Genomic DNA, 18,387 nt, shown 5'->3' on the forward strand with positions numbered 1-18,387 from the left:
AGACCTCATCGTACGGGGCATCGGCTACACGCTCTTTTTCGCCCTCGCCGGCGAGGCGATCGGCCTCCTCCTCGGCCTCGTCCTCGCCTTTGCCCGTCTTTCCCGCAATCCCTTCGTGCGGGTGCCGGCGTCTGCTTACGTGGACGTGTTCCGCGGCACCCCGCTTTTCGTGCAGATCTTCATCATCCACTTCGCGGTAATCCCGGCAATTTTTGGGGCTTCTCAGGGCCCCGTGGTAAGTGGCGTCGTCGCCCTGGGTCTCAACAGCGCGGCATATGTGGCGGAAATCTTTCGGGCGGGGATCCAGTCCGTGGCGCGCGGGCAGATGGAAGCGGCCCGTTCCCTCGGCCTCACCCACGGACAGGCGATGCGGTACGTGATCTTGCCCCAGGCCCTTCGGCGCGTCCTTCCGCCCCTCACGAACGAGTTCATCGCCCTTCTCAAAGACTCTTCGCTTCTCGCCGCGATTTCCGCGCCGGAACTCACCTTTGCGGCGCGGACGATCCTCGGAGCGACGCTCCGTCCCTGGGAAGCCTTTTTGCCCGTAGCTGCCCTCTACTTCGTCCTGACGACGATCTTCACGCAGGTTTCGTACGCGCTTGAACGGAGGTTTGCCCATGGCCGAAGCGACGAATGAGCACACCCCTTTTGCGACGGCCGAAAAAGCGGCCGGCGGGGACACGCGGGACGTCCTCATTCGCACGGTCCGTCTGAACAAGTGGTTCGGCCGGCAACACGTCCTGCGGGACGTGGACTTCGTCGTGCACCGGGGCGAGGTCGTCGTCGTCATCGGCCCCTCTGGGTCGGGGAAGAGCACGCTCCTCCGCTGCCTCAACGGCCTCGAGACCTTCCAATCGGGAGAGGTGTACGTAGACGGCGTGCCGTTGCACGGCCCGGGGGTAAACCTCGATGCCGTGCGCCGCGAGCTCGGCATGGTCTTCCAGCAGTTCCACCTCTTTCCGCACCTCACCGTGCTCGACAACCTCACGCTCGCCCCGGTACTCGTGCGCAGGCGCCCGCGTCAGGATGCGGAAGAGGAGGCGCTCGCCCTGCTCGACAAGGTAGGTCTGCGGGATAAGGCGCGGGCGTTTCCCGACGAGCTGTCCGGCGGGCAAAAGCAACGCGTCGCCATCGCGCGCGCCCTCATGATGCGGCCCAAGGCGATGCTCTTCGACGAGCCTACGTCCGCCCTCGACCCCGAGATGGTGAAGGAAGTCCTCGACGTCATGCGGGAACTCGCCCGCGAAGGCATGACGATGGTCGTCGTCACCCACGAGATGGGGTTTGCCCGCGAGGTAGGCCACCGCGTGGTCTTCATGGACGAAGGACGGATCGTCGAGGAAGGTGCCCCCGAAGAGGTGTTCAATCGGCCGCGGGAAGAGCGCACGAAGGCCTTCCTCGGCAAGATCCTCCGGATATAGCCGTATCCTCTCCTTTTCGCCTGTACACGTGTGCCCCATCGGCCTCAGAGGAAGAGGAGAAAGAGGATCCCGAAGGCGAGGAAGTTAGCGATCTCGATCACCCCGACGAACGCCGGGGTGATCTTTTGTGAGCGCGGCGTTCCGAGGTCGCGGGCCAAGGCGGGGAGGAAGAGGAGGGCGTAGGTCGGGCGGATGAGGGCGAACACCAGCGGGACGGCGACGTGGTACGCGTGGGAAGCCCAAGCATACGTCGGGTTGCGCCGTTCGCGGAGGAGGCTCTTTACGTACAAACTTGAACCTACGGTCAGGGCGGCGAAGAGGAAGTACCCGTGCCAGGCGTCGGCGGTGAGCGTCCCGGCGCCCGACGTGGCGAGGAGCGGGTAGGGGAGCGACAGGAGGAAGGCCAGGGCGACGTAGGCGGGCATGGCCTTTTCCCGCCCCCGAAGGACCTCCCACGCGTAGACGAGGGCCGAGAGAATCCCTATGGCGAGAAAGCCGTAGAGCACGGGAACGTGGATGAGGGGCGGAAGGAGGAAGAGGATTCCCGCACCGGCGAGAACTCCCCCCCAGACGAGGGCATGCTCTTCGCGGAAGCGGCTTCGGAGGTAGCGGAGCCAGCCGCCCGCGGACAAAAAGAGAAGCCCAAGCCCGAAGGCCAAAGAGACGTTCCAAGCGGACGGGAAGCGGACGAAGCCGACGACGAGGGGCACGAAGAACATAAACCACGCCCCGTGTTCCCGAGGGATGTAGGCGCGTACGGGTAAGGAAGAGCTCGCCACGGACCTCAACTCCGCTTTGGACGGGTGCACGGCCCATCCGTTTCTTGTACGCTGGTTCTCCGGCATAGCCGAACTGGGGAGTCGGGACCATTGTACCACGAGCGGGCGCCGGACGACACGGCGCCCATTTGCTTGTCAGGATTTTATCCGAACAGGACTTGACTTTTCCCCTTCCCTTCGGTATGCTCTCTTCGTCCTGAGCGAAGTGTGGAGGATGGGGTCGGTGGACGAAGAGGAGCGTTTGCGGCGGAAGGTGGAGGTCGGCGAGCTCCTGGACATCTACGGGGAACTTTTGCCTCCGCGCACGCGGGAGCTCCTCGTCCGCTATTACGAAGACGACCTTTCCCTTGCGGAGCTCGCTGCGGAAGCGGGACGGACGCGCCAGTCCGTACACGAGCACCTGCGGCGCGGCGAGGCGCGCCTGCGCGCCTTTGAAGCCGCCCTCGGGCTTCGGCAAAAGAGGGAGCGTCTGCACGCCCTTCGCGCCGCCTTTGCCCGCCTCCTCGCGCAAGTTCCGCCCCCGTTTCGCGGCGAGGGGCAAAGGCTCCTGGAGGAACTCCGCCGTCTCGCGGAAGGAGACGACGATCCCCGAGAAGCGCACAAGACGTCCCGCGTTCCTCCGCCCGCCGGTCCGAGAAGAGGCGCACGGAGAGGCGATGGGGAGAAGGGGTGAAGAGCGGTGTTCGAGGCGCTTACGGAACGGCTTGAGCGGGCGTTTTCCCGCCTGCGTGGCCGGGGCAAGCTGCGCGAAAGAGATGTGGACGAGGCACTCCGGGAAGTGCGCCTTGCCCTCCTCGAGGCGGACGTGAGCGTGGAGGTCGTCCGGGATTTCCTCGCGCGCATTCGGGAGCGCGCCGTCGGTCAGGAGGTTCTGGAGAGCCTCACTCCCGCCCAGCAGGTCGTCAAGATCGTCTACGAGGAACTTGTGCGGCTTATGGGCGAGGCGCGGGAGGACGTGCGCTGGGCGAAGTCGCCGCCCACAGTCGTGTTTCTCGTGGGGCTGCAGGGGACGGGGAAGACGACGACCGCGGCGAAGCTCGCCTACCACTTCCTCCGCGAAGGGCGCTCTCCCCTTCTCGTGGGAGCGGACGTCTACCGCCCGGCGGCGCGCGAGCAACTTGAGACCTTAGGCGCGAAGGCCGGCGTTCCCGTGTACACGCGCCACGACGTGGACGACGCCGTGCGCATCGCCCGCGAGGGCGTCGCGCGTGCGCGCGAAGAAGGACGAGACGTAGTCCTCGTAGATACGGCGGGTCGCCTCCACGTCGACGAAGAGCTCATGGCGGAGCTTGAACGGATGAAGGCGGAGCTCGCCCCGCACGAAATCCTCTTCACCCTGGACGCCATGGCGGGACAGGACGCCGTACGCGTCGCGCGCGAGTTCCACGGGCGTCTGGCGCTCACGGGCGTCGTCGTCACGAAGCTCGACGGCGACAGCCGGGGCGGAGCCGTACTCTCCGTTCGGGCGGTCACGGGAGCGCCCGTGAAGTTCGTGGCCGTGGGGGAAAAGCTCGAAGACCTCGAGCCCTTTTACCCCGACCGCATGGCCCAGAGGATCCTCGGCATGGGGGACATCCTCACGCTCATCGAAAAGGCCGAGCGCGAGCTCGACGAACGGCGCGCCGCCGAACTCGAGCGCAAGATGCGCGAGGCGACGTTCGACCTCGAGGACTTCCTCGAGCAGCTCCGGAGCCTTCGGCGCATGGGTCCTCTGGAGGAACTCCTCAAGCTCATTCCCGGTGTAGGCGGTGCGCTTCGCGGGGTGAGCGTGGACGAGCGCGAGCTTCGCCGTCTCGAGGCGATCATCCTCTCCATGACGCCGGAAGAACGCCGCCGCCCGGAGATCGTGAACTACAGCCGCCGGAAGCGCATCGCCCGGGGGAGCGGTACGTCCGTGCAGGACGTCAACCGCCTCCTCAAGCAGTTCGAGACGATGCGCAAGCTCATGAAGCAGATGAGCCGCGGCGCGGGCAAGAAAGGTCGCCTTCCCGACGTGGGAGATTTGGGCGACCTGAGCGGCCTTCTCGGAGGGGCAGGGGGATTTCCCTTTGCTGGCGGCAAGAAGGCCAAGCGCAAATTCTGGCGTTAGCTCACGCCTACCGGGCGTGCGCCGCCGATTTCGCGCCGAAACCGAAAAGGAGGCATGTGTCGTGCTCAAGATCCGCTTGCGTCGCATGGGGCGCAAGAAGCGCCCGTTTTACCGCGTGGTCGTTTCCGAGGCCTCCTCGCCGCGGGACGGCCGCTTCGTCGAGGAAATCGGCATCTACGATCCGCTCACCGAACCGGAGACCGTGCGCATCGACGTCGAACGCGCCCTCTACTGGCTGGAACACGGCGCCCAGCCTACGGAAACGGCGCGGAGCCTGCTCCGCAAGGCGGGTGTTCTCAAGGCCTACCACGAGCGGCGGAAGGCGCGCAAGGCGGAAGTCCGGGGCACCCAAGGTTGAGGCGGCGCCGATTCTCCGAGGAGGCTGAGGACGTGCCGGAGGAATCCAAGTCGCGCGGGCAAAGCGGGTACGCGCGCGTAGGTCGCATCGTCGCCCCGCACGGGATTCGCGGCGAAGTTCGCGTCCTGCCGTCTACGGATTTTCCCGCAGAGCGCTTTCGCCCTGGACGCACGCTCTACCTCGCCGGGCGGCAGGTGTCGAACCCGGAGGATTCCGACCTCCGCCCGCTCGAAGTCGTCCGCGCCCGCGCGAGCGGAACCGTGTACCTCCTCGCCTTTCGGGGCATCGAGGACCGAAACGCCGCGGAGGCGCTCCGCGGCCGCGATCTCTACGTGCGCCGCGACGAACGCCCCGCCCTCCCCGAGGGGACGTACTACGTAGACGAAATCGTGGGTCTGCGCGTGCTCGACGAGGCGGGGAGGGAGGTAGGCGTGGTTTCCGAAGTCCTTTCCTACGCGGCAAACGACGTGTGGGTGGTGCGCCGACCCGGCAGGCCCGACATCCTTCTCCCCTTCGTTTCGGAGGTCGTGCGCGAGGTGTCCCCCGCGGAAGGGTACGTTCGCGTGCGGCTCCTACCCGGTCTTCCGGGGCTCGAAGACGAGGAGGTTCGGGGGTCGTGAGCGTTCGCGAACCCGTTCCCCTCATCGTGGACGTCCTCACCCTCTTCCCCGAGGTTTTCCCTCCGGTGTTCGGGGCGAGCATCCTCGGTCGCGCCCAGCGAGAAGGACGGTTTTCTCCCCGCATCGTCGACATCCGCGACTTTGCCGAAGACCGCCACCGGACCGTGGACGACGAGCCGTACGGGGGCGGAAGTGGCATGGTCCTCAAGGTGGAGCCGATCTTTCGCGCCCTCGTCCACGTCTTGGGCGGGGAGGAAGCCTTCGAACGCTGGGCGGAGCTCCCGAAGCCCGAACGCCGTCCGCCGGTGATCCTCCTCACCCCCCAGGGGCGTCCCTTCACGCAGTCCGAAGCCCGACGCCTCGCGAACTTCGACCGCCTCGTCTTCCTCTGCGGTCACTACGAGGGCGTGGACGAGCGGGTGCGCGAGCACCTCGTGAGCGAGGAGCTTTCCCTAGGGGACTTCGTCCTCACGGGCGGGGAACTTGCGGCGATGGTCGTCGTCGACGCGGTCGTACGCCTGCGCCCGGGGGTTTTGGGGAACGAAGCTTCCCCTGCAGAAGAATCCTTTTCCGAGGGCCTCTTGGAGTACCCGCAGTACACGCGTCCTCCGGAATTCCGAGGTTGGACGGTGCCGGACGTCCTGCGCTCCGGCAACCACGGGGAGATCGCCCGCTGGCGGAAGCGGGAAAGCCTCCGTCGGACGCTCGAACGGCGTCCGGACCTCCTTTTGGGCCGGGCGTTTTCTCTCGAAGAGGTAGAACTTCTGGCGGACATCGCCCGGTCTTCGCCGGAGCTTGCCGCGCGTGTGCGCGCCCTCGCCCTTCCCCCGCTTCCGCCGAAGAGGCGCCGCGGCGGTCCCGAACGACCTTGGGCGTTTTCTTGAGGGACCACTCCGTGCGGCGGACGGTGCATCCGCCGGACGCCCGGACGCGGGCATCGGACTGCGAACCCCGCGTTCTTTGCGGGATGCGGAGTTCGCATTTGCTCCGGGCCGAAAAACGGCGTACAATCGCAAGGAAGAGCCTCGTGGTCGCACCGCATTCACCGATTCCAAGGATCGCCGCCAATTGGGCGGCGGTCGTTTCCGGCGTACGTCGGCCGTGTGACGTCGGTAAAGGAGGGATTTTCCCGTGCACCCCATTCTCGAGCGGTTGACGAAGGAGCAACTCAAGAAAAACGTCCCCCACTTTCGCCCGGGGGACACGGTTCGTGTCGCCGTCCGCGTCGTAGAAGGCGGAAAGGAACGCACACAGATGTTTGAAGGTGTGGTGATCAAGCGCCAAGGTCGGGGGATCGCCGAGACGTTTACCGTGCGCAAGATTTCCTACGGCGTCGGGGTCGAGCGCACGTTCCCGCTCCACTCGCCCAACGTCTTGTCCGTGGAGGTCGTTCGTTACGGGAAGGTCCGCCGGGCGCGTCTCCACTACCTCCGGGAGTTGCGGGGGAAGGCCGCCCGCATCAAAGAGAGAAAGCCCAAGCCGTGGGAGATCGCTTCGGCGGCGCCGGGCACCGAGACGGAGGGTGCTTCGGATCGTGGGGAGGGCGCGAAGGCGTAAGGTTCCTTTGCCCTCGTGCGCGTGCGGAGACGCCCGGGCGAGTTCGCGATGGGCGGGATAGGAGGCAGGTCGGTGGACGGGGAAAAGGGACGAGCGGCGGACGTCGTCTCCATCGGAGGGAAGGAGATCGCGTCGCGGTCGGAAACGCGGCGCGGCGGGGAGCTTTGGGAGTGGGGGAAGGCGATCTTCGTCGGGCTCCTCCTCGCCCTGTTCGTTCGGACGTTCCTCTTTCAGCCGACGATCGTGGAAGGGGACTCGATGGCGGAGACGCTCAAACCCCACGAGCGCGTGCTCGTAAACCGCTTCATCTATCACTTCGTTCCCATTCGTCGCGGCGACATCGTGGTCTTTCACGGCATAGGCGGCAAGGAGCTCATCAAGCGGGTAATCGGGTTGCCCGGCGACCGCATCGAGATGCGCCACGACGTCCTGTACGTGAACGGCCAACCCGTTGAGGAACCGTATCTCGCCGAGAACCTCCGTACCTGGGCGGAAAAGGAAAAGCTCCTGGGCTTTTCGCCTCCGCGGCCGTTCACCGAGGACTTTCCCGAAGTCCAGGTACCGCCGGGGAAGCTCTTCGTCCTCGGCGACAACCGTCCCGCCAGTTCGGACAGCCGTTTCTTCGGCTTCATTTCCGTCGACGATCTCGTGGGAAGGGCCGACCTCGTATACTGGCCCTTGGACCGCATTCGCTGGCTCGGCGGGTCCTGAGGCGTCCGATAGGGTAGGGTGGGAGGGAAGGGCGTGTCGGGCACGATTCAGTGGTACCCCGGACACATGGCACGGGCGGAGCGGGAACTCCGGGAGCGGGCGGCGCTCGTGGACGTCGTCCTCTTCCTCGTGGACGCGCGAATCCCGCGGTCGTCGTCTGCCCACCCTCGGGTGGAAGCCGCCCTTGCCGGACGGCCTACGCTTCTCGTGCTCGCCAAGGCGGACCTCGCCGACCCGCAGGCGACGGAGCAGTGGGTTCGCTGGTTTGCCCGACGTGGGCGGACGGCCGTTCCGTTTTCCGCCCGCTCTTCCCGTGGCGTCGCCTCCCTCGTACGCCACATCTTTTCGGCCGCTTCGGCGCGCGGCGGACGTCCGCCGCGCGTTGCCGTCGTCGGCATGCCCAACGTAGGGAAGTCGACGCTCGTCAACCGTCTCGTCGGCCGACGCGCGGCCCGGGTCGGGAGCCTCCCCGGCGTCACGCGGGGCATTCAGTGGCTTCGCGGACCGGAAGGGCTTCTCGTCCTCGACACGCCCGGGATTTTGCCTCCCCGGTTGGACGACCAGGAGTCGGCCCGGCGCCTTGCCCTTCTCGGGCTTGTCCGCGAGGAGCGCGCCCCGCGAGAAGTCCTCGCCGACCTCGCCTTTGCCCTCTTGCGCGGGCGGTACCGCGATCGGCTCGAGGCGCGCTACGGTCCCTTTTCTCCCCAAGCTCTCGAAAGCTCTGGGACCTTTTACCGCGCCCTGGCGGAACGCCTACACTTCCTCCTTCCGGGAGGAGAAGCGGACGCGGACCGCGCCATGCGCCACGTTCTTCGGGAGATCCGCGAGGGCCGCTTTGGGCCCATGACTTTGGAATGGCCGGAAGAGGAGAGCGGAGGCACGGAAGGGGGAGGGCCGTGATCGAACTCCAGGAAATTCCCTTAGGTTTCGGTCGGCGTTCCCCGGCCGAGCTGCGCCTCGTGTACGCAGCGATGCTCGCCCACGAACTCCCCTATTGGGAGCGCGGCCTCCTGGTGGCGGGCGTAGACGAGGCGGGGAGGGGCCCCCTCGCCGGTCCCGTTGCCGCCGCCGCCGTCGTCCTCGATCCCGAGCGGCCGCTCTACGGCGTGGATGACTCTAAGCGCCTCTCTCCCGCACACCGCCGCGCCCTCCTCCCGCGGATCTATCGTCTCGCCCGCGGCGTAGGAGTCGGGTTTGCCGAGGCGGACGAAGTCGACCGCTGGGGGATCGCGGAGGCTACGCGCATCGCCATGCGCCGCGCGCTGGCAGCCCTCCCCTTCGTCCCGGACGTCGTTCTCGTGGATGCCTTTCCGCCGAAGAGCGGGTTGCCCGAGGTACCCCTCGTGCGCGGGGACCGGCGGAGCGCTTCGATCGCGGCGGCGAGCGTGGTCGCCAAAGAGCTTCGCGACCGCCGGCTGCGCGCTTACGGCGGCCTCTATCCACACTACGGGTTCGAACGCCACGTCGGCTACGGTACGGAGGCCCACCGGGAGGCGCTCGTGCTCCACGGTCCTTCCGCCGTGCACCGCCGTTCGTTCCTCCGAAACATCGTCTGGTCGGCGGATCGTGCGGGAGACGACGGGGCTGAGGGGGAAGTGCCCCATGCGCGCCTTTGAAACCGGCCGCCTCGGCGAAGCCCTCGCTCGCCGCTACCTCGAGGAACGCGGGTACCGCATCGTGGGGCAGAACATCCGCTTCCGCTTCGGAGAAATCGACCTCGTGGCGACGAGAGACGACTACCTCGTCTTCGTCGAGGTAAAGACGCGGCGTCGGGAGGGGAACTTTGGGACGGGCCGCGAAGCGGTCACCCCGCGGAAGTCTTCGCGCCTCGTACGCCTCGCCCAGGCGTACGTTCTCCGGTACGGGTGCGACGGGCGGCGGATCCGCTTCGACGTGATCGAGGTGGTTCTCGACGTTCGCCGGCGAAAGGCGCGGGTTCTCCATCTCCCCAATGCGTTCGAAATGTGAGGTCGCCTTTTCAGACAGAACGTGCGCCCAACGGCACGCGGAAAACGGGCGGAGGAAGAAAGGGGAAGCGAGGGTGGACGTCTTTGAAGCCATTCGCACGCGGCGGAGCGTGCGCAAGTTCAAACCCGATCCGGTGGAGGAAGAAAAGATCGCCAAAATCCTCGAAGCGGCGACGTGGGCGCCCAACCACGGGCTGACGCAGCCGTGGCGGTTTTTCGTCCTCACGGGGGAGGGGAGAAGGCCCCTCGGCCGGTTGTTCCGCGAACTCCGACGCCGAGAAATGGCCGATCCGGATACGCCGGAGAACCAAGAAATCCTCCGGCGCGAAGAGGAAAAGCCGTTTAAGGCCCCCGTCGTGATCGTCGTCGCCGTAGAGCCCAAGGACGAACCCGGCGTAATCCCCCAGGAAGAGCGGTCCGCGGTGAGCGCGGCGGTGCAAAACATGCTCCTCGCCGCCCACGCCCTCGGTTTGGGGGCAAAGTGGAAGACGGGGAAGCGCGCCTACCACCCGTACGTCGCCCGCTTTTTCGGGCTGAGCGATCGGGCGGAGATCGTGGGCTTTATCGACGTCGGCTACCCGCGGGAAGTCCCCCCGCCCCCGCCCCGCGACCCGTACACCGTGTACACGAAGTGGATTTCCGAGGACCTTCCGTACGACCGCGTGCCGCCGCTCGCCCGCAAGGAAGAGACGGATGCCGACGGAGAAGGGAGTTCCCCCGTTCGCGCCACGGTCCTCGGGGGAGGAATCTCCTCCACGGCCGACGAAGAAGAGTAGCAAAGCGGCGCGGGAGGGGTGGGGTGTGGCGGCCGGGGGACGTTCGGAGGGATTTGCCCGCATTCGCAGCGCGGCCGTCGTCGGAATCGAAGCCTATCCGGTCGACGTCGAGGTGTCCCTTGCGCGCGGGCTTCCCGCCTTCGACCTCGTGGGTCTACCCGGAAACGCGACGCGGGAGGCGCGGGAGCGCGTGCGCGCCGCGTTGGGAAATTCCGGGTTTCCCTTCCCCCTGGCGCGGATCACGGCAAACCTCGCCCCCGCGGACCTTCCGAAGACGGGGAGCCACTGGGACCTGCCCTTGGCCGTAGGGATTCTCGTCGCGTCGGGCGGCGTGCGGCCGCTGGCCCGGCTGGACGACGTGGCGTTTCTCGGAGAACTGTCGCTCGACGGAACGCTTCGACCCGTGCGCGGGATCCTCGCCTTTGCCCAGGCGGTGCGACGCGCAGGCGTCGAAGCGTTTGTCCTTCCTGCGGAAAACGAGCGAGAGGCGCGCCTGCTCGGTCTCACCGCGTTTCTCGCCCGAAACCTCGCGGAAGTTGCGGCCTTTCTCGAACGTCCGCGGAACTTCGTGAGCTACAAGGGAGGTTCGGACGAAGCGGCGGACGCCGAAGGAGAGGCCGGGGACTATGCGGACGTATACGGGCACGAAGACGTCAAGCGGGCCCTCGTCGTCGCTGCGGCCGGATTTCACAACGTACTCCTCGTCGGCCCTCCGGGCTCGGGGAAGACGATGCTCCTCGAACGCCTCGGCACCATCCTCCCACCCCTCACGCCGGAGGAATCCCTCGAAGTCTCCACGATTTACGACGTCGCCGGCCTTCTCAACGGTTCGGGGCTTCTTCGGAGGCGCCCTTTCCGCGCCCCGCACCACACGATCTCTCCACAAGGTCTCGTAGGCGGGGGCTCCGTTCCCGTACCCGGGGAGGTGACGCTCGCCCACCGGGGCGTCCTCTTTCTCGACGAACTCCTCGAGTTTCCGCCGCGCCTCCTCGATCTCTTGCGCCAACCTCTCGAGTCCGGAGAGGTGGTGTTGGCGCGGGCGCGGGCGCGCGTGCGTTACCCCGCGCGATTTCTCCTCGCCGCGGCGACGAACCCATGCCCTTGCGGGTACTTCGGTTTCGAGGACGAGGTGCACGCGTGCCGGTGTACCTCGCAAGAAGTCGGGCGGTACCGGAACCGCCTTTCGGGACCCCTCAAAGACCGCTTCGACATCCTCCTCGAGGTACCGCTCCCCCGGTACCGGGATATCCTCGACCGCAGGCGTACGGAAACTTCTGCGGAAATGGCCGAGCGCGTACGCGAGGCGGCGGCGCGTGCCGCACGGCGGCTTCCCGACCTTCCCCTGCCGGCCAACGGATTTCTCGGCCCCCGGGAGGTGGCCCAGGTCGTCCCCTTGTCGCCTCCCCTTCGCGCCTTTCTCCAGGAGCTCCTCGTGGGGTTGGGGCTTTCCGCCCGTGCCGTACACAAGCTCCTCAAGGTCGCGCGCACGATCGCCGACCTCGAGGGCGAGGAGAACGTAGGCGAAGCCCACCTCCTCGAGGCAGCGGCCTTGCGCCGGGAGGTGATCTGAACGGTCTATACGGCAAGCGGAGCAAAATCGCACGCTCGAGAAATCGAGAGCGCGGCGAGATTTTGTTTTTGGGATGCATAGGGCCCCTGTGGACCCACTCTTCGACAAACTTTTACTTGACATTAAGTATGAAATGCGTTATGTTTGATGCCGTACCTTATGCATGAGAAACGTTGTCCGTCCGCGCTATCGGAGATGCGCGAGAGGGTTCTGAGATCGTGTCCTGCGCCGCGGCCGCGGCGATCCCTTTGGGACACAGGGGGCGGTTCGCGGGAAGGGCGAGGGAGACGTCGGAAGAGGACGGGCGACGGACGATCCCGTATTCCGCAGCGCGGGACCTCGAACTTGAGAAACGGGCTTCAGAAACGGGAACAGGTACGGGACGGAAACAAGCCCAGAAGTGAGGTAGGGAAGAGGAGAAGAGGAAAGGAAATGAAAGGAAATGCGTAAACGGTTACTCGTCGTTTGGCGGTTGCTTTGGGGGTGACCGGGGTGGAAGTGTTCGCGCGGGACATGGGGGAAGACTCCCTCCGAAACGACTCCTTTCGCCTCACGTTCATGACGACGGCGAACCTTTCGGGTGTGCCCGTACGCAAGGGGTCGCGCGTTTCCGAAGAAGGGGTGGCGTACGGAGAGCGGAAGGGCGATTCCGACGGAGAGGGCTTCGAAGAGGACGAGGAGTTGGAGCGGCTTATCTTGGAAATCGTCCGCCTGCGCTTCGAGCTTTTGAAGCTCGCAGAGTCGACGCGTTCCCTCACCGACCCGGAGATCGTCCGTCTGAGCCGCCTGCTTGACGAAAAATTCAACCGTCTCTAGGAAATCCCGAAGTTGGGACGTGCTGGATTTCTTTGCGCGATTTGTGGTAGAATGAATTCGGCATAGAGAGAGCCATTTGCGGCAAGGCTTTGGGTGGAGGTGGTAGCCATGCGGTCCGTATTTACGCGCGTTCCCGAGGAAGACGCGCAGATTGCCTGGCAGAAGCAGGTGATCGGCGAGGAATTTCGCGAACTCGTCGGTAAGAGGTACTTCCGCTTCGCGGGACGCAAGGGGATTCTGAATGCAGAAGAACTCGAGGCGATGCTCGAACGCCGCCGCGAGCGGGAAGGAAAGAAAAAGGTGTTCGAGGAGCGCATTTTTTGAAAGCGCTCTCGCAGAGATTCGGAAGGAAAAGGGGCCGGCCGTGAGCCGGCCCGCATGTTTTCCAGGGAAACGAAGGGTCGGCGGAGGGAAACCGGGTGACGGAAGCGGATCTCCTCGCGGCCGCGGTATTGCACGGCGTACACGGCGTAGGGCAGAGGCGTCTCTGGCGGGTGTACGAGCTCCTTTCCGGCGCCTTTCACCTCCTCTGCACCCGGGAGGGGTGGGAGCGGGTGCGCGCAGGGCGTGCCCTTCCTGAGGATGTCCTACGGGCGGCGGAGGAGCATTTTGCACGCATTTGCGGCGGAGGGGAGGTCCCACCGAAACCTCGAGATGTGCGCATCCTGTGGTGGGGCGATTCGGAATACCCTCGGGGACTTCGGGAGATCTCCGACCCTCCCTTCCTTCTCTACGCCCGCGGCGACCTCGACGCGCTCGCGCTTCCCCCGGTAGCTGTGGTAGGGACCCGGAGGCCTACGGCTTACGGCCTCCTCGTCGCCGAACGGTTCGCCGCGGGTTTTGTCGCCGAGGGGGCCGCGGTCGTAAGCGGCATGGCCTTCGGGATCGACGCTGCGGCGCACCGCTCGGCCTTACGGGCCCGAGGCCGGACGGTCGCCGTCCTCGCCTCCGGGGTGGACGTGCCGACGCCGGCGGCGCACCGGCGGCTGTACGAGGAAATCCTCGCAGGGGGAGGGCTCGTCCTCTCCGAAATGCCTCTCGGAACGGCGGCGGAGCGCGGCCTTTTCCCCCTGCGAAACCGCCTTTTGAGCGGCGTAAGTCGCGCCGTCCTCGTCGTGGAGAGCCGCCCCCGCGGCGGAGCGATGCTCACCGCGGAGTGGGCGCAAACACACGGCCGTCTCCTCTTCGCGGTTCCCGGGCCCGTGTTTTCTCCCGCAAGCGAGGGGCCGAACCGCCTTCTCGCCGCGGGAGCCCGTCCCGCCCTCTCCCCGGGCGAAGTCCTCGCGCACCTTTCGTCCGAGAGCCCGGGAGAATTCCGCCCTTCCTCGCAGGCCGAGGGAGCGTTTCGCCCTCCGCCCCCGCAAGACAAAGAAGCGGGTGCCGCACCCGAGTCGCCGTCCGCCCGCCGTGCGTTTGCCCCGGAAGAGCAGGCGATTCTCGCCCGGCTCGGCGCGGCGCCTCGAACGATAGAAGAGCTCCTCCGCGAACTCTCCTTGGAGCCATCGGCGCTTTACGCCCTCCTCATCCGCCTCGAACTTGCGGGGCTCGTCCGGCGGCTTCCCGGCGGGCGCTACGCCCGCGCGGAGGAGAAGTAGCCGGATACGCGCGCGTTTCTGCCGCTTTGCGCGATTGACAAACGGAATCCCCCCTTTCATAATTAGGTGTGAATTTTTTTCCGGTACGCGCGCGTACACCTAGGGTGAACGACCGTAGCTCCGTCAAGGAGGATGGGCGTCTTTGGGAGAGGCGTTGGTCATCGTCGAGTCGCCGGCCAAGGCCAAGACGATTGCGAAGTTCCTCGGGCGCGGCGTGCGCGTCGTGGCGTCCATGGGCCACGTACGCGACCTACCGAAGAGCCAGCTCGGGGTAGACATCGAAAACGGGTTCACCCCGAAATACATCACGATCCGCGGGAAGGGGCAGGTGCTCAAGGAACTCAAGGAGCGCGCGAAAAAGGCGGAGAAGATCTACCTCGCCTCCGACCCAGACCGCGAAGGTGAGGCGATCGCCTGGCACCTCGCCCAGTACCTCGGCCTCGACCCCAATTCTCCGATTCGCGTCGTCTTCCACGAAATCACGAAGCCGGCGGTGCAGGCGTCCTTTCGCGAACCGCGGGCTATCGACCAGCGGCTCGTAGACGCGCAGCAGGCGCGCCGGATTCTCGATCGCCTCGTGGGATACAAGCTCTCGCCTCTTCTCTGGCAAAAGGTCAAGCGCGGGCTTTCGGCGGGGCGCGTGCAGTCTGCGGCCCTCAAGCTCGTCGTCGACCGGGAGCGAGAAATTGAGGCGTTCGTTCCCGAAGAGTACTGGACCCTCACGGCCTACCTGCGGGCGGGCGAAGGGGAGTTCTCCGCGGAATTCGTGGGCTTCGGCGAAGACAAGGTCCCCCTTCGTTCCCGGGAGGACGTGGACGCCGTCCTCCGGAAACTCGAGGGTGCGGAGTTCGTCGTCGCCGCCGTGGAGACGAAGCCGCGTCGGCGCTCGGCGCCGCCGCCGTTTACGACGAGCACGCTGCAACAGGAAGCCTCTAAGCGCTTGGGCTTTCGTCCGGCGCGCACGATGCGCGTGGCCCAAGAGCTCTACGAAGGTCTTCCCGTAGGCGACGAGGGCCCTGTGGGTCTCATCACCTACATGCGCACGGATTCCACCCGCCTTTCTCCCCTTGCCGTCGAGGCGGGCCAGGCCTTCATCCGCGAGACGTACGGTTCGGAATACGTGGGGCAGGTGAGCGCGGGCAAAAAGCGCGAGAACGTCCAGGACGCCCACGAGGCAATTCGCCCTACGGACGTCCGGCGGACGCCGGAAGCCGTAAAGCCGTACCTCTCTCGCGACCAGTACCGCCTGTACAAGCTCATCTGGGAGAGGTTCGTGGCGAGCCTCATGGCTCCGGCGGTGTACAACGCTACGAGCGCCACGCTTGCCGCGGGAGAGGCGCGCTTTCGGGCGAGCGGGTCCGTCCTCGTCTTCCCCGGTTTCCTCCGGGTGTACGCGGACGTAAAGGAAGACGCCGCCGAAAAGGAAAGGGAAGAGGAACGCTCCCTGCCGCCCCTCGCCGCAGGGGAACGTCTCGAACTCCTTCGCTTCGAGCCCAAGCAGCACTTCACCCAACCGCCCGCGCGCTACACGGAAGCGCAGCTCGTCAAGGCCATGGAGGAACTCGGAATTGGACGCCCGAGTACCTACGCCCCCACCCTCGAAACCCTGACGAAGCGGCGCTACGTGGTCCTCGAAGATCGCCGCCTCCGTCCTACGGAACTCGGGCGCCTGGTCACGGAGCTCCTCGAGGGGCACTTCCCGGAAATCGTCGACGTAGGCTTTACCGCCAACCTCGAGTCCCAGCTCGACCAAATCGAGGAGGGTAAGCTTCCGTGGCGCCGGGTGCTCGAGGAGTTTTACGCGTGGTTTTCCGAACGCCTTCGGGAGGCCGAACGCACGATCGCCCGCGTCGAACTCGCGCCGCAGTACGCGGGGGAAAATTGCCCCGTGTGTGGACGCCCGCTCGTCATCAAGGAAGGCAGGTACGGGCCCTTCTTGGCCTGCTCCGGCTACCCCGAGTGCACGTACACCCGCCCGCTCCTTAAGTCCCTGGACATCCCATGCCCCAAGTGCAAGCAGGGGGTGCTCGTGGAACGCCGGAGTCGCAAGGGGCGGGTGTTTTACGGGTGCAGCCGCTACCCGGAGTGCGACTTCGTCGTGTGGCAAAAGCCCGATCCCACCCCTTGTCCCGTATGCGGCGGCCTCCTCGTCATCGAGCGCAACGGTCGACTCCGCTGCACTTCCTGTGGGGCCACGTTCACCCGAGAGGAGCTCGAACGGGGCAAAGCTCCGGAGGTGGAGAGCCCGGAACGCCCCCTCATCTCAGAAGGAGCGCACACCGACGAGGCGCGCGAAGCCCTTTCGGCGGGATCGCCGGAGGGGAGAAAGGGTTCGGCAAAGCGGAAGGGTTGAGCTTGGGGAGCCGTAGGGAGTTCGATCGCTCGGCCCGCGTCCGCCTGCGTCCCCGCGGGGGGAGTCCGGTTCGGGGAAGCGTCAAACCTGAATCCTCGGGTACGAAAAGCGTGAAACAACCGGAGATCGAGAAAACGAGATCTCTCCTCTCGGATCTTGCATTGGATTCGGAACTGTGATACGATTTGTCTACGGAGGCGGGACACGTGAGGCGAGATCTCGAGCTTTGGCGCACGCGTTTTCTCCACGCCCTCCGGTACGAGCGCGGGCTTGCCCCGCGCACGGTGCGCGCGTATGGAACGGACGTGGCCGATTTTCTCGCCTTCCTTCGCGCGGTGGGCGGCGATCCGGGAGGAGAATCCCCCTCCCCATCCGGGGAAGGCGAGGCTCCGTCCGGTACGTCCATCGGATTCCCTGGAGAACCCCGGGAAACTCGGACGTTGGCCCGGCGTTACGTCCGGCAGATGCTCGAGCGCGGACGTAGCCGGACCACGGTGGCGCGGCGCCTCGTGTCCTTGCGGGCGTTTTTCGCCTACCTCGTAGACCAAGGTGTCGTGGAAAGCAATCCCTTCCTCGGAATCAAGCCCCCCAAGCCGGGGAAGCGCCTCCCCAAGGTGCTCGCCCCGTCGGAAGTCCGCCGGATGCTCGAAGCGCCCGATCCGCGCTCACCCGTGGGGCTCCGCGACCGCGCGCTTTTGGAAACGCTGTACTCCTCGGGGGCACGTGTGGGGGAGGTCGTCGGCCTGCGCGTCGGAGACCTGGACCTTCGGGAAGGCAAGGCCCGCGTCCTCGGCAAAGGGGGAAAAGAGCGCTTGGTTCCTCTGGGAAGGTATGCCGTAGAGGCGCTCGACCTCTACCTCGTCGCGGGACGGCCTAGGCTTTTGGGCGATCGCGAAGACCTGGGGTACGTCTTCTTGAGCGTTCGCGGTCGGCCGTTGGGGGATCGCGACGTGCGGCGTATCGTAGAACGTACGGCGCTCGGAGTGCTGGGCGCGGAACCGGTTACACCTCACACCTTCCGCCACACCTTTGCCACGCACCTGCTCGACGGGGGGGCGGATCTCCGCACGGTACAGGAGCTTCTCGGCCACGCGAGCATTGGCACGACGCAAGTCTACACCCACGTATCCCAAGCACGGCTGCGGGAAACGTACAGGCGGACGCATCCGCGCGCGTAGGAGGTGATGGGGTGCGCATTCACGGTACGACGATCGTCGCCGTGCGCAAGGACGGAAGGGCCGCTATGGCCGGCGACGGGCAGGTGACCTTCGGTCAGGCGACGGTCCTCAAGCACGGGGCGCGCAAGGTACGTCGGCTGTACGGAGGTAAGGTGCTCGCCGGCTTTGCCGGTGCCGTCGCCGATGCGATTACCCTCTTCGAACGCTTCGAGGGCAAACTCGAGGCCCACCACGGGAACCTCGCCCGCGCCGCCGTCGAGCTTTCCAAGGAATGGCGAACGGACCGTTACCTCCGGCGTCTGGAAGCGCTCCTCGTCGTCGTGGACCGCGAGGCGATGTTTCTCCTCTCGGGAAGCGGGGAGGTGCTCGAGCCCGACGACGGAATTCTCGCCGTCGGCTCCGGGGGAGCCTACGCCCTCGCCGCCGCCCGGGCCCTCATGCGCAACGCTCCCGATCTCACCGCGGCGGACATCGCCCGGAAGTCCCTCGAAATCGCCTCCGAGATCTGCGTGTATACGAACGACCGCATCGTCGTCGAGGAGCTCGGGTAGGAGACGTCGGTCGGGTGTCGCGCGCGGACGGCGGTGTCCCCTCGTC

Annotated in this window: 20 protein-coding genes and 1 pseudogene; 20 read left to right on the top strand and 1 reads right to left on the bottom strand. The window is 66.2% G+C overall.

Features of this window, described 5'->3' with window-relative positions; genetic code table 11:
* The first annotated feature begins 7 nt into the window (after positions 1-7).
* Positions 8-637, top strand: coding sequence for an amino acid ABC transporter permease (locus C7438_RS06660; RefSeq protein WP_353653313.1), 630 nt, complete (start codon positions 8-10; stop codon positions 635-637).
* Complete coding sequence (locus C7438_RS06665) at positions 618-1,421, top strand: amino acid ABC transporter ATP-binding protein (RefSeq protein ID WP_121444587.1); 804 nt, start codon at positions 618-620, stop codon at positions 1,419-1,421. Before C7438_RS06660 ends, C7438_RS06665 begins: the two co-directional genes overlap by 20 nt.
* 44 nt (positions 1,422-1,465) lie before the next feature.
* Here C7438_RS06665 and C7438_RS06670 read toward each other — a convergent pair whose 3' ends face one another.
* Positions 1,466-2,200, bottom strand: coding sequence for a YwiC-like family protein (locus C7438_RS06670; protein WP_170143619.1), 735 nt, complete (start codon positions 2,198-2,200; stop codon positions 1,466-1,468).
* A 223-nt stretch (positions 2,201-2,423) separates the two neighbouring features.
* Between C7438_RS06670 and C7438_RS06675 the strand changes: the two genes are divergently transcribed.
* From C7438_RS06675 to hslV, 18 genes and pseudogenes are all read left to right on the top strand, one after another.
* Positions 2,424-2,873 (top strand): sigma factor-like helix-turn-helix DNA-binding protein, encoded by a 450-nt coding sequence (locus C7438_RS06675; RefSeq protein ID WP_170143620.1) that lies wholly within the window; start codon positions 2,424-2,426, stop codon positions 2,871-2,873.
* Positions 2,874-2,879: 6 nt separating this feature from the next.
* The gene (ffh, locus tag C7438_RS06680) at positions 2,880-4,289 is read left to right on the top strand and encodes a signal recognition particle protein (RefSeq protein WP_121444590.1); all 1,410 of its coding nucleotides are present in this window, start codon (positions 2,880-2,882) and stop codon (positions 4,287-4,289) included.
* 61 nt (positions 4,290-4,350) lie between these two features.
* A complete protein-coding gene (gene rpsP, locus C7438_RS06685; protein WP_121444591.1) occupies positions 4,351-4,647 on the top strand; it encodes a 30S ribosomal protein S16 in 297 nt (98 codons plus the stop codon).
* A 32-nt stretch (positions 4,648-4,679) separates the two neighbouring features.
* Positions 4,680-5,267, top strand: a complete 588-nt coding sequence (rimM, locus tag C7438_RS06690) for a ribosome maturation factor RimM (protein WP_121444592.1) — start codon at positions 4,680-4,682, stop codon at positions 5,265-5,267.
* Positions 5,264-6,151 (top strand): tRNA (guanosine(37)-N1)-methyltransferase TrmD, encoded by an 888-nt coding sequence (gene trmD, locus C7438_RS06695; RefSeq protein ID WP_121444593.1) that lies wholly within the window; start codon positions 5,264-5,266, stop codon positions 6,149-6,151. Before rimM ends, trmD begins: the two co-directional genes overlap by 4 nt.
* 247 nt (positions 6,152-6,398) lie before the next feature.
* A pseudogene (gene rplS, locus C7438_RS06700) lies at positions 6,399-6,734 on the top strand (50S ribosomal protein L19); the annotation flags it as partial.
* A 216-nt stretch (positions 6,735-6,950) separates the two neighbouring features.
* On the top strand, positions 6,951-7,535 hold the full coding sequence (lepB, locus tag C7438_RS06705) for a signal peptidase I (protein ID WP_252393335.1): 585 nt from the start codon (positions 6,951-6,953) through the stop codon (positions 7,533-7,535).
* Positions 7,536-7,568: 33 nt separating this feature from the next.
* Positions 7,569-8,435, top strand: a complete 867-nt coding sequence (gene ylqF, locus C7438_RS06710) for a ribosome biogenesis GTPase YlqF (protein WP_121444595.1) — start codon at positions 7,569-7,571, stop codon at positions 8,433-8,435.
* Positions 8,432-9,151, top strand: a complete 720-nt coding sequence (rnhB, locus tag C7438_RS06715; protein ID WP_245956550.1) for a ribonuclease HII — start codon at positions 8,432-8,434, stop codon at positions 9,149-9,151. The genes ylqF and rnhB overlap by 4 nt, the downstream gene beginning before the upstream one ends.
* On the top strand, positions 9,138-9,503 hold the full coding sequence (locus C7438_RS06720) for a YraN family protein (protein ID WP_121444596.1): 366 nt from the start codon (positions 9,138-9,140) through the stop codon (positions 9,501-9,503). Before rnhB ends, C7438_RS06720 begins: the two co-directional genes overlap by 14 nt.
* A gap of 73 nt (positions 9,504-9,576) precedes the next feature.
* The gene (locus tag C7438_RS06725) at positions 9,577-10,278 is read left to right on the top strand and encodes a nitroreductase family protein (RefSeq protein WP_121444597.1); all 702 of its coding nucleotides are present in this window, start codon (positions 9,577-9,579) and stop codon (positions 10,276-10,278) included.
* A 25-nt stretch (positions 10,279-10,303) separates the two neighbouring features.
* A complete protein-coding gene (locus C7438_RS06730) occupies positions 10,304-11,848 on the top strand; it encodes a YifB family Mg chelatase-like AAA ATPase (protein WP_211322124.1) in 1,545 nt (514 codons plus the stop codon).
* 492 nt (positions 11,849-12,340) lie between these two features.
* On the top strand, positions 12,341-12,664 hold the full coding sequence (locus tag C7438_RS06740; RefSeq protein ID WP_147402011.1) for an aspartyl-phosphate phosphatase Spo0E family protein: 324 nt from the start codon (positions 12,341-12,343) through the stop codon (positions 12,662-12,664).
* A 108-nt stretch (positions 12,665-12,772) separates the two neighbouring features.
* Entirely contained in the window at positions 12,773-12,988 is a 216-nt protein-coding gene (locus C7438_RS06745; RefSeq protein ID WP_121444601.1) for a hypothetical protein, read from the top strand.
* A 95-nt stretch (positions 12,989-13,083) separates the two neighbouring features.
* Positions 13,084-14,259, top strand: coding sequence for a DNA-processing protein DprA (gene dprA, locus C7438_RS06750; protein ID WP_121444602.1), 1,176 nt, complete (start codon positions 13,084-13,086; stop codon positions 14,257-14,259).
* 142 nt (positions 14,260-14,401) lie between these two features.
* Complete coding sequence (gene topA, locus C7438_RS06755) at positions 14,402-16,612, top strand: type I DNA topoisomerase (protein ID WP_121444603.1); 2,211 nt, start codon at positions 14,402-14,404, stop codon at positions 16,610-16,612.
* Between the two features lie 206 nt (positions 16,613-16,818).
* Positions 16,819-17,790 (top strand): site-specific tyrosine recombinase, encoded by a 972-nt coding sequence (locus tag C7438_RS06760; protein WP_121444604.1) that lies wholly within the window; start codon positions 16,819-16,821, stop codon positions 17,788-17,790.
* Positions 17,791-17,801: 11 nt separating this feature from the next.
* Positions 17,802-18,341 (top strand): ATP-dependent protease subunit HslV, encoded by a 540-nt coding sequence (hslV, locus tag C7438_RS06765; protein ID WP_121444605.1) that lies wholly within the window; start codon positions 17,802-17,804, stop codon positions 18,339-18,341.
* Positions 18,342-18,387: the final 46 nt, after the last annotated feature.

The organism is Brockia lithotrophica (genome assembly GCF_003633725.1).
GTDB lineage: Bacteria > Bacillota > Bacilli > Thermicanales > DSM-22653 > Brockia > Brockia lithotrophica.

What these genes read in the sequence shown, in the direction of transcription:
- C7438_RS06665 (WP_121444587.1), top strand. Translation starts at nt 618, where the DNA reads ATGGCCGAAGCGACGAATGAGCACACCCCTTTTGCGACGGCCGAAAAA.
- C7438_RS06720 (WP_121444596.1), top strand. Translation starts at nt 9,138, where the DNA reads ATGCGCGCCTTTGAAACCGGCCGCCTCGGCGAAGCCCTCGCTCGCCGC.
- C7438_RS06745 (WP_121444601.1), top strand. Translation starts at nt 12,773, where the DNA reads ATGCGGTCCGTATTTACGCGCGTTCCCGAGGAAGACGCGCAGATTGCC.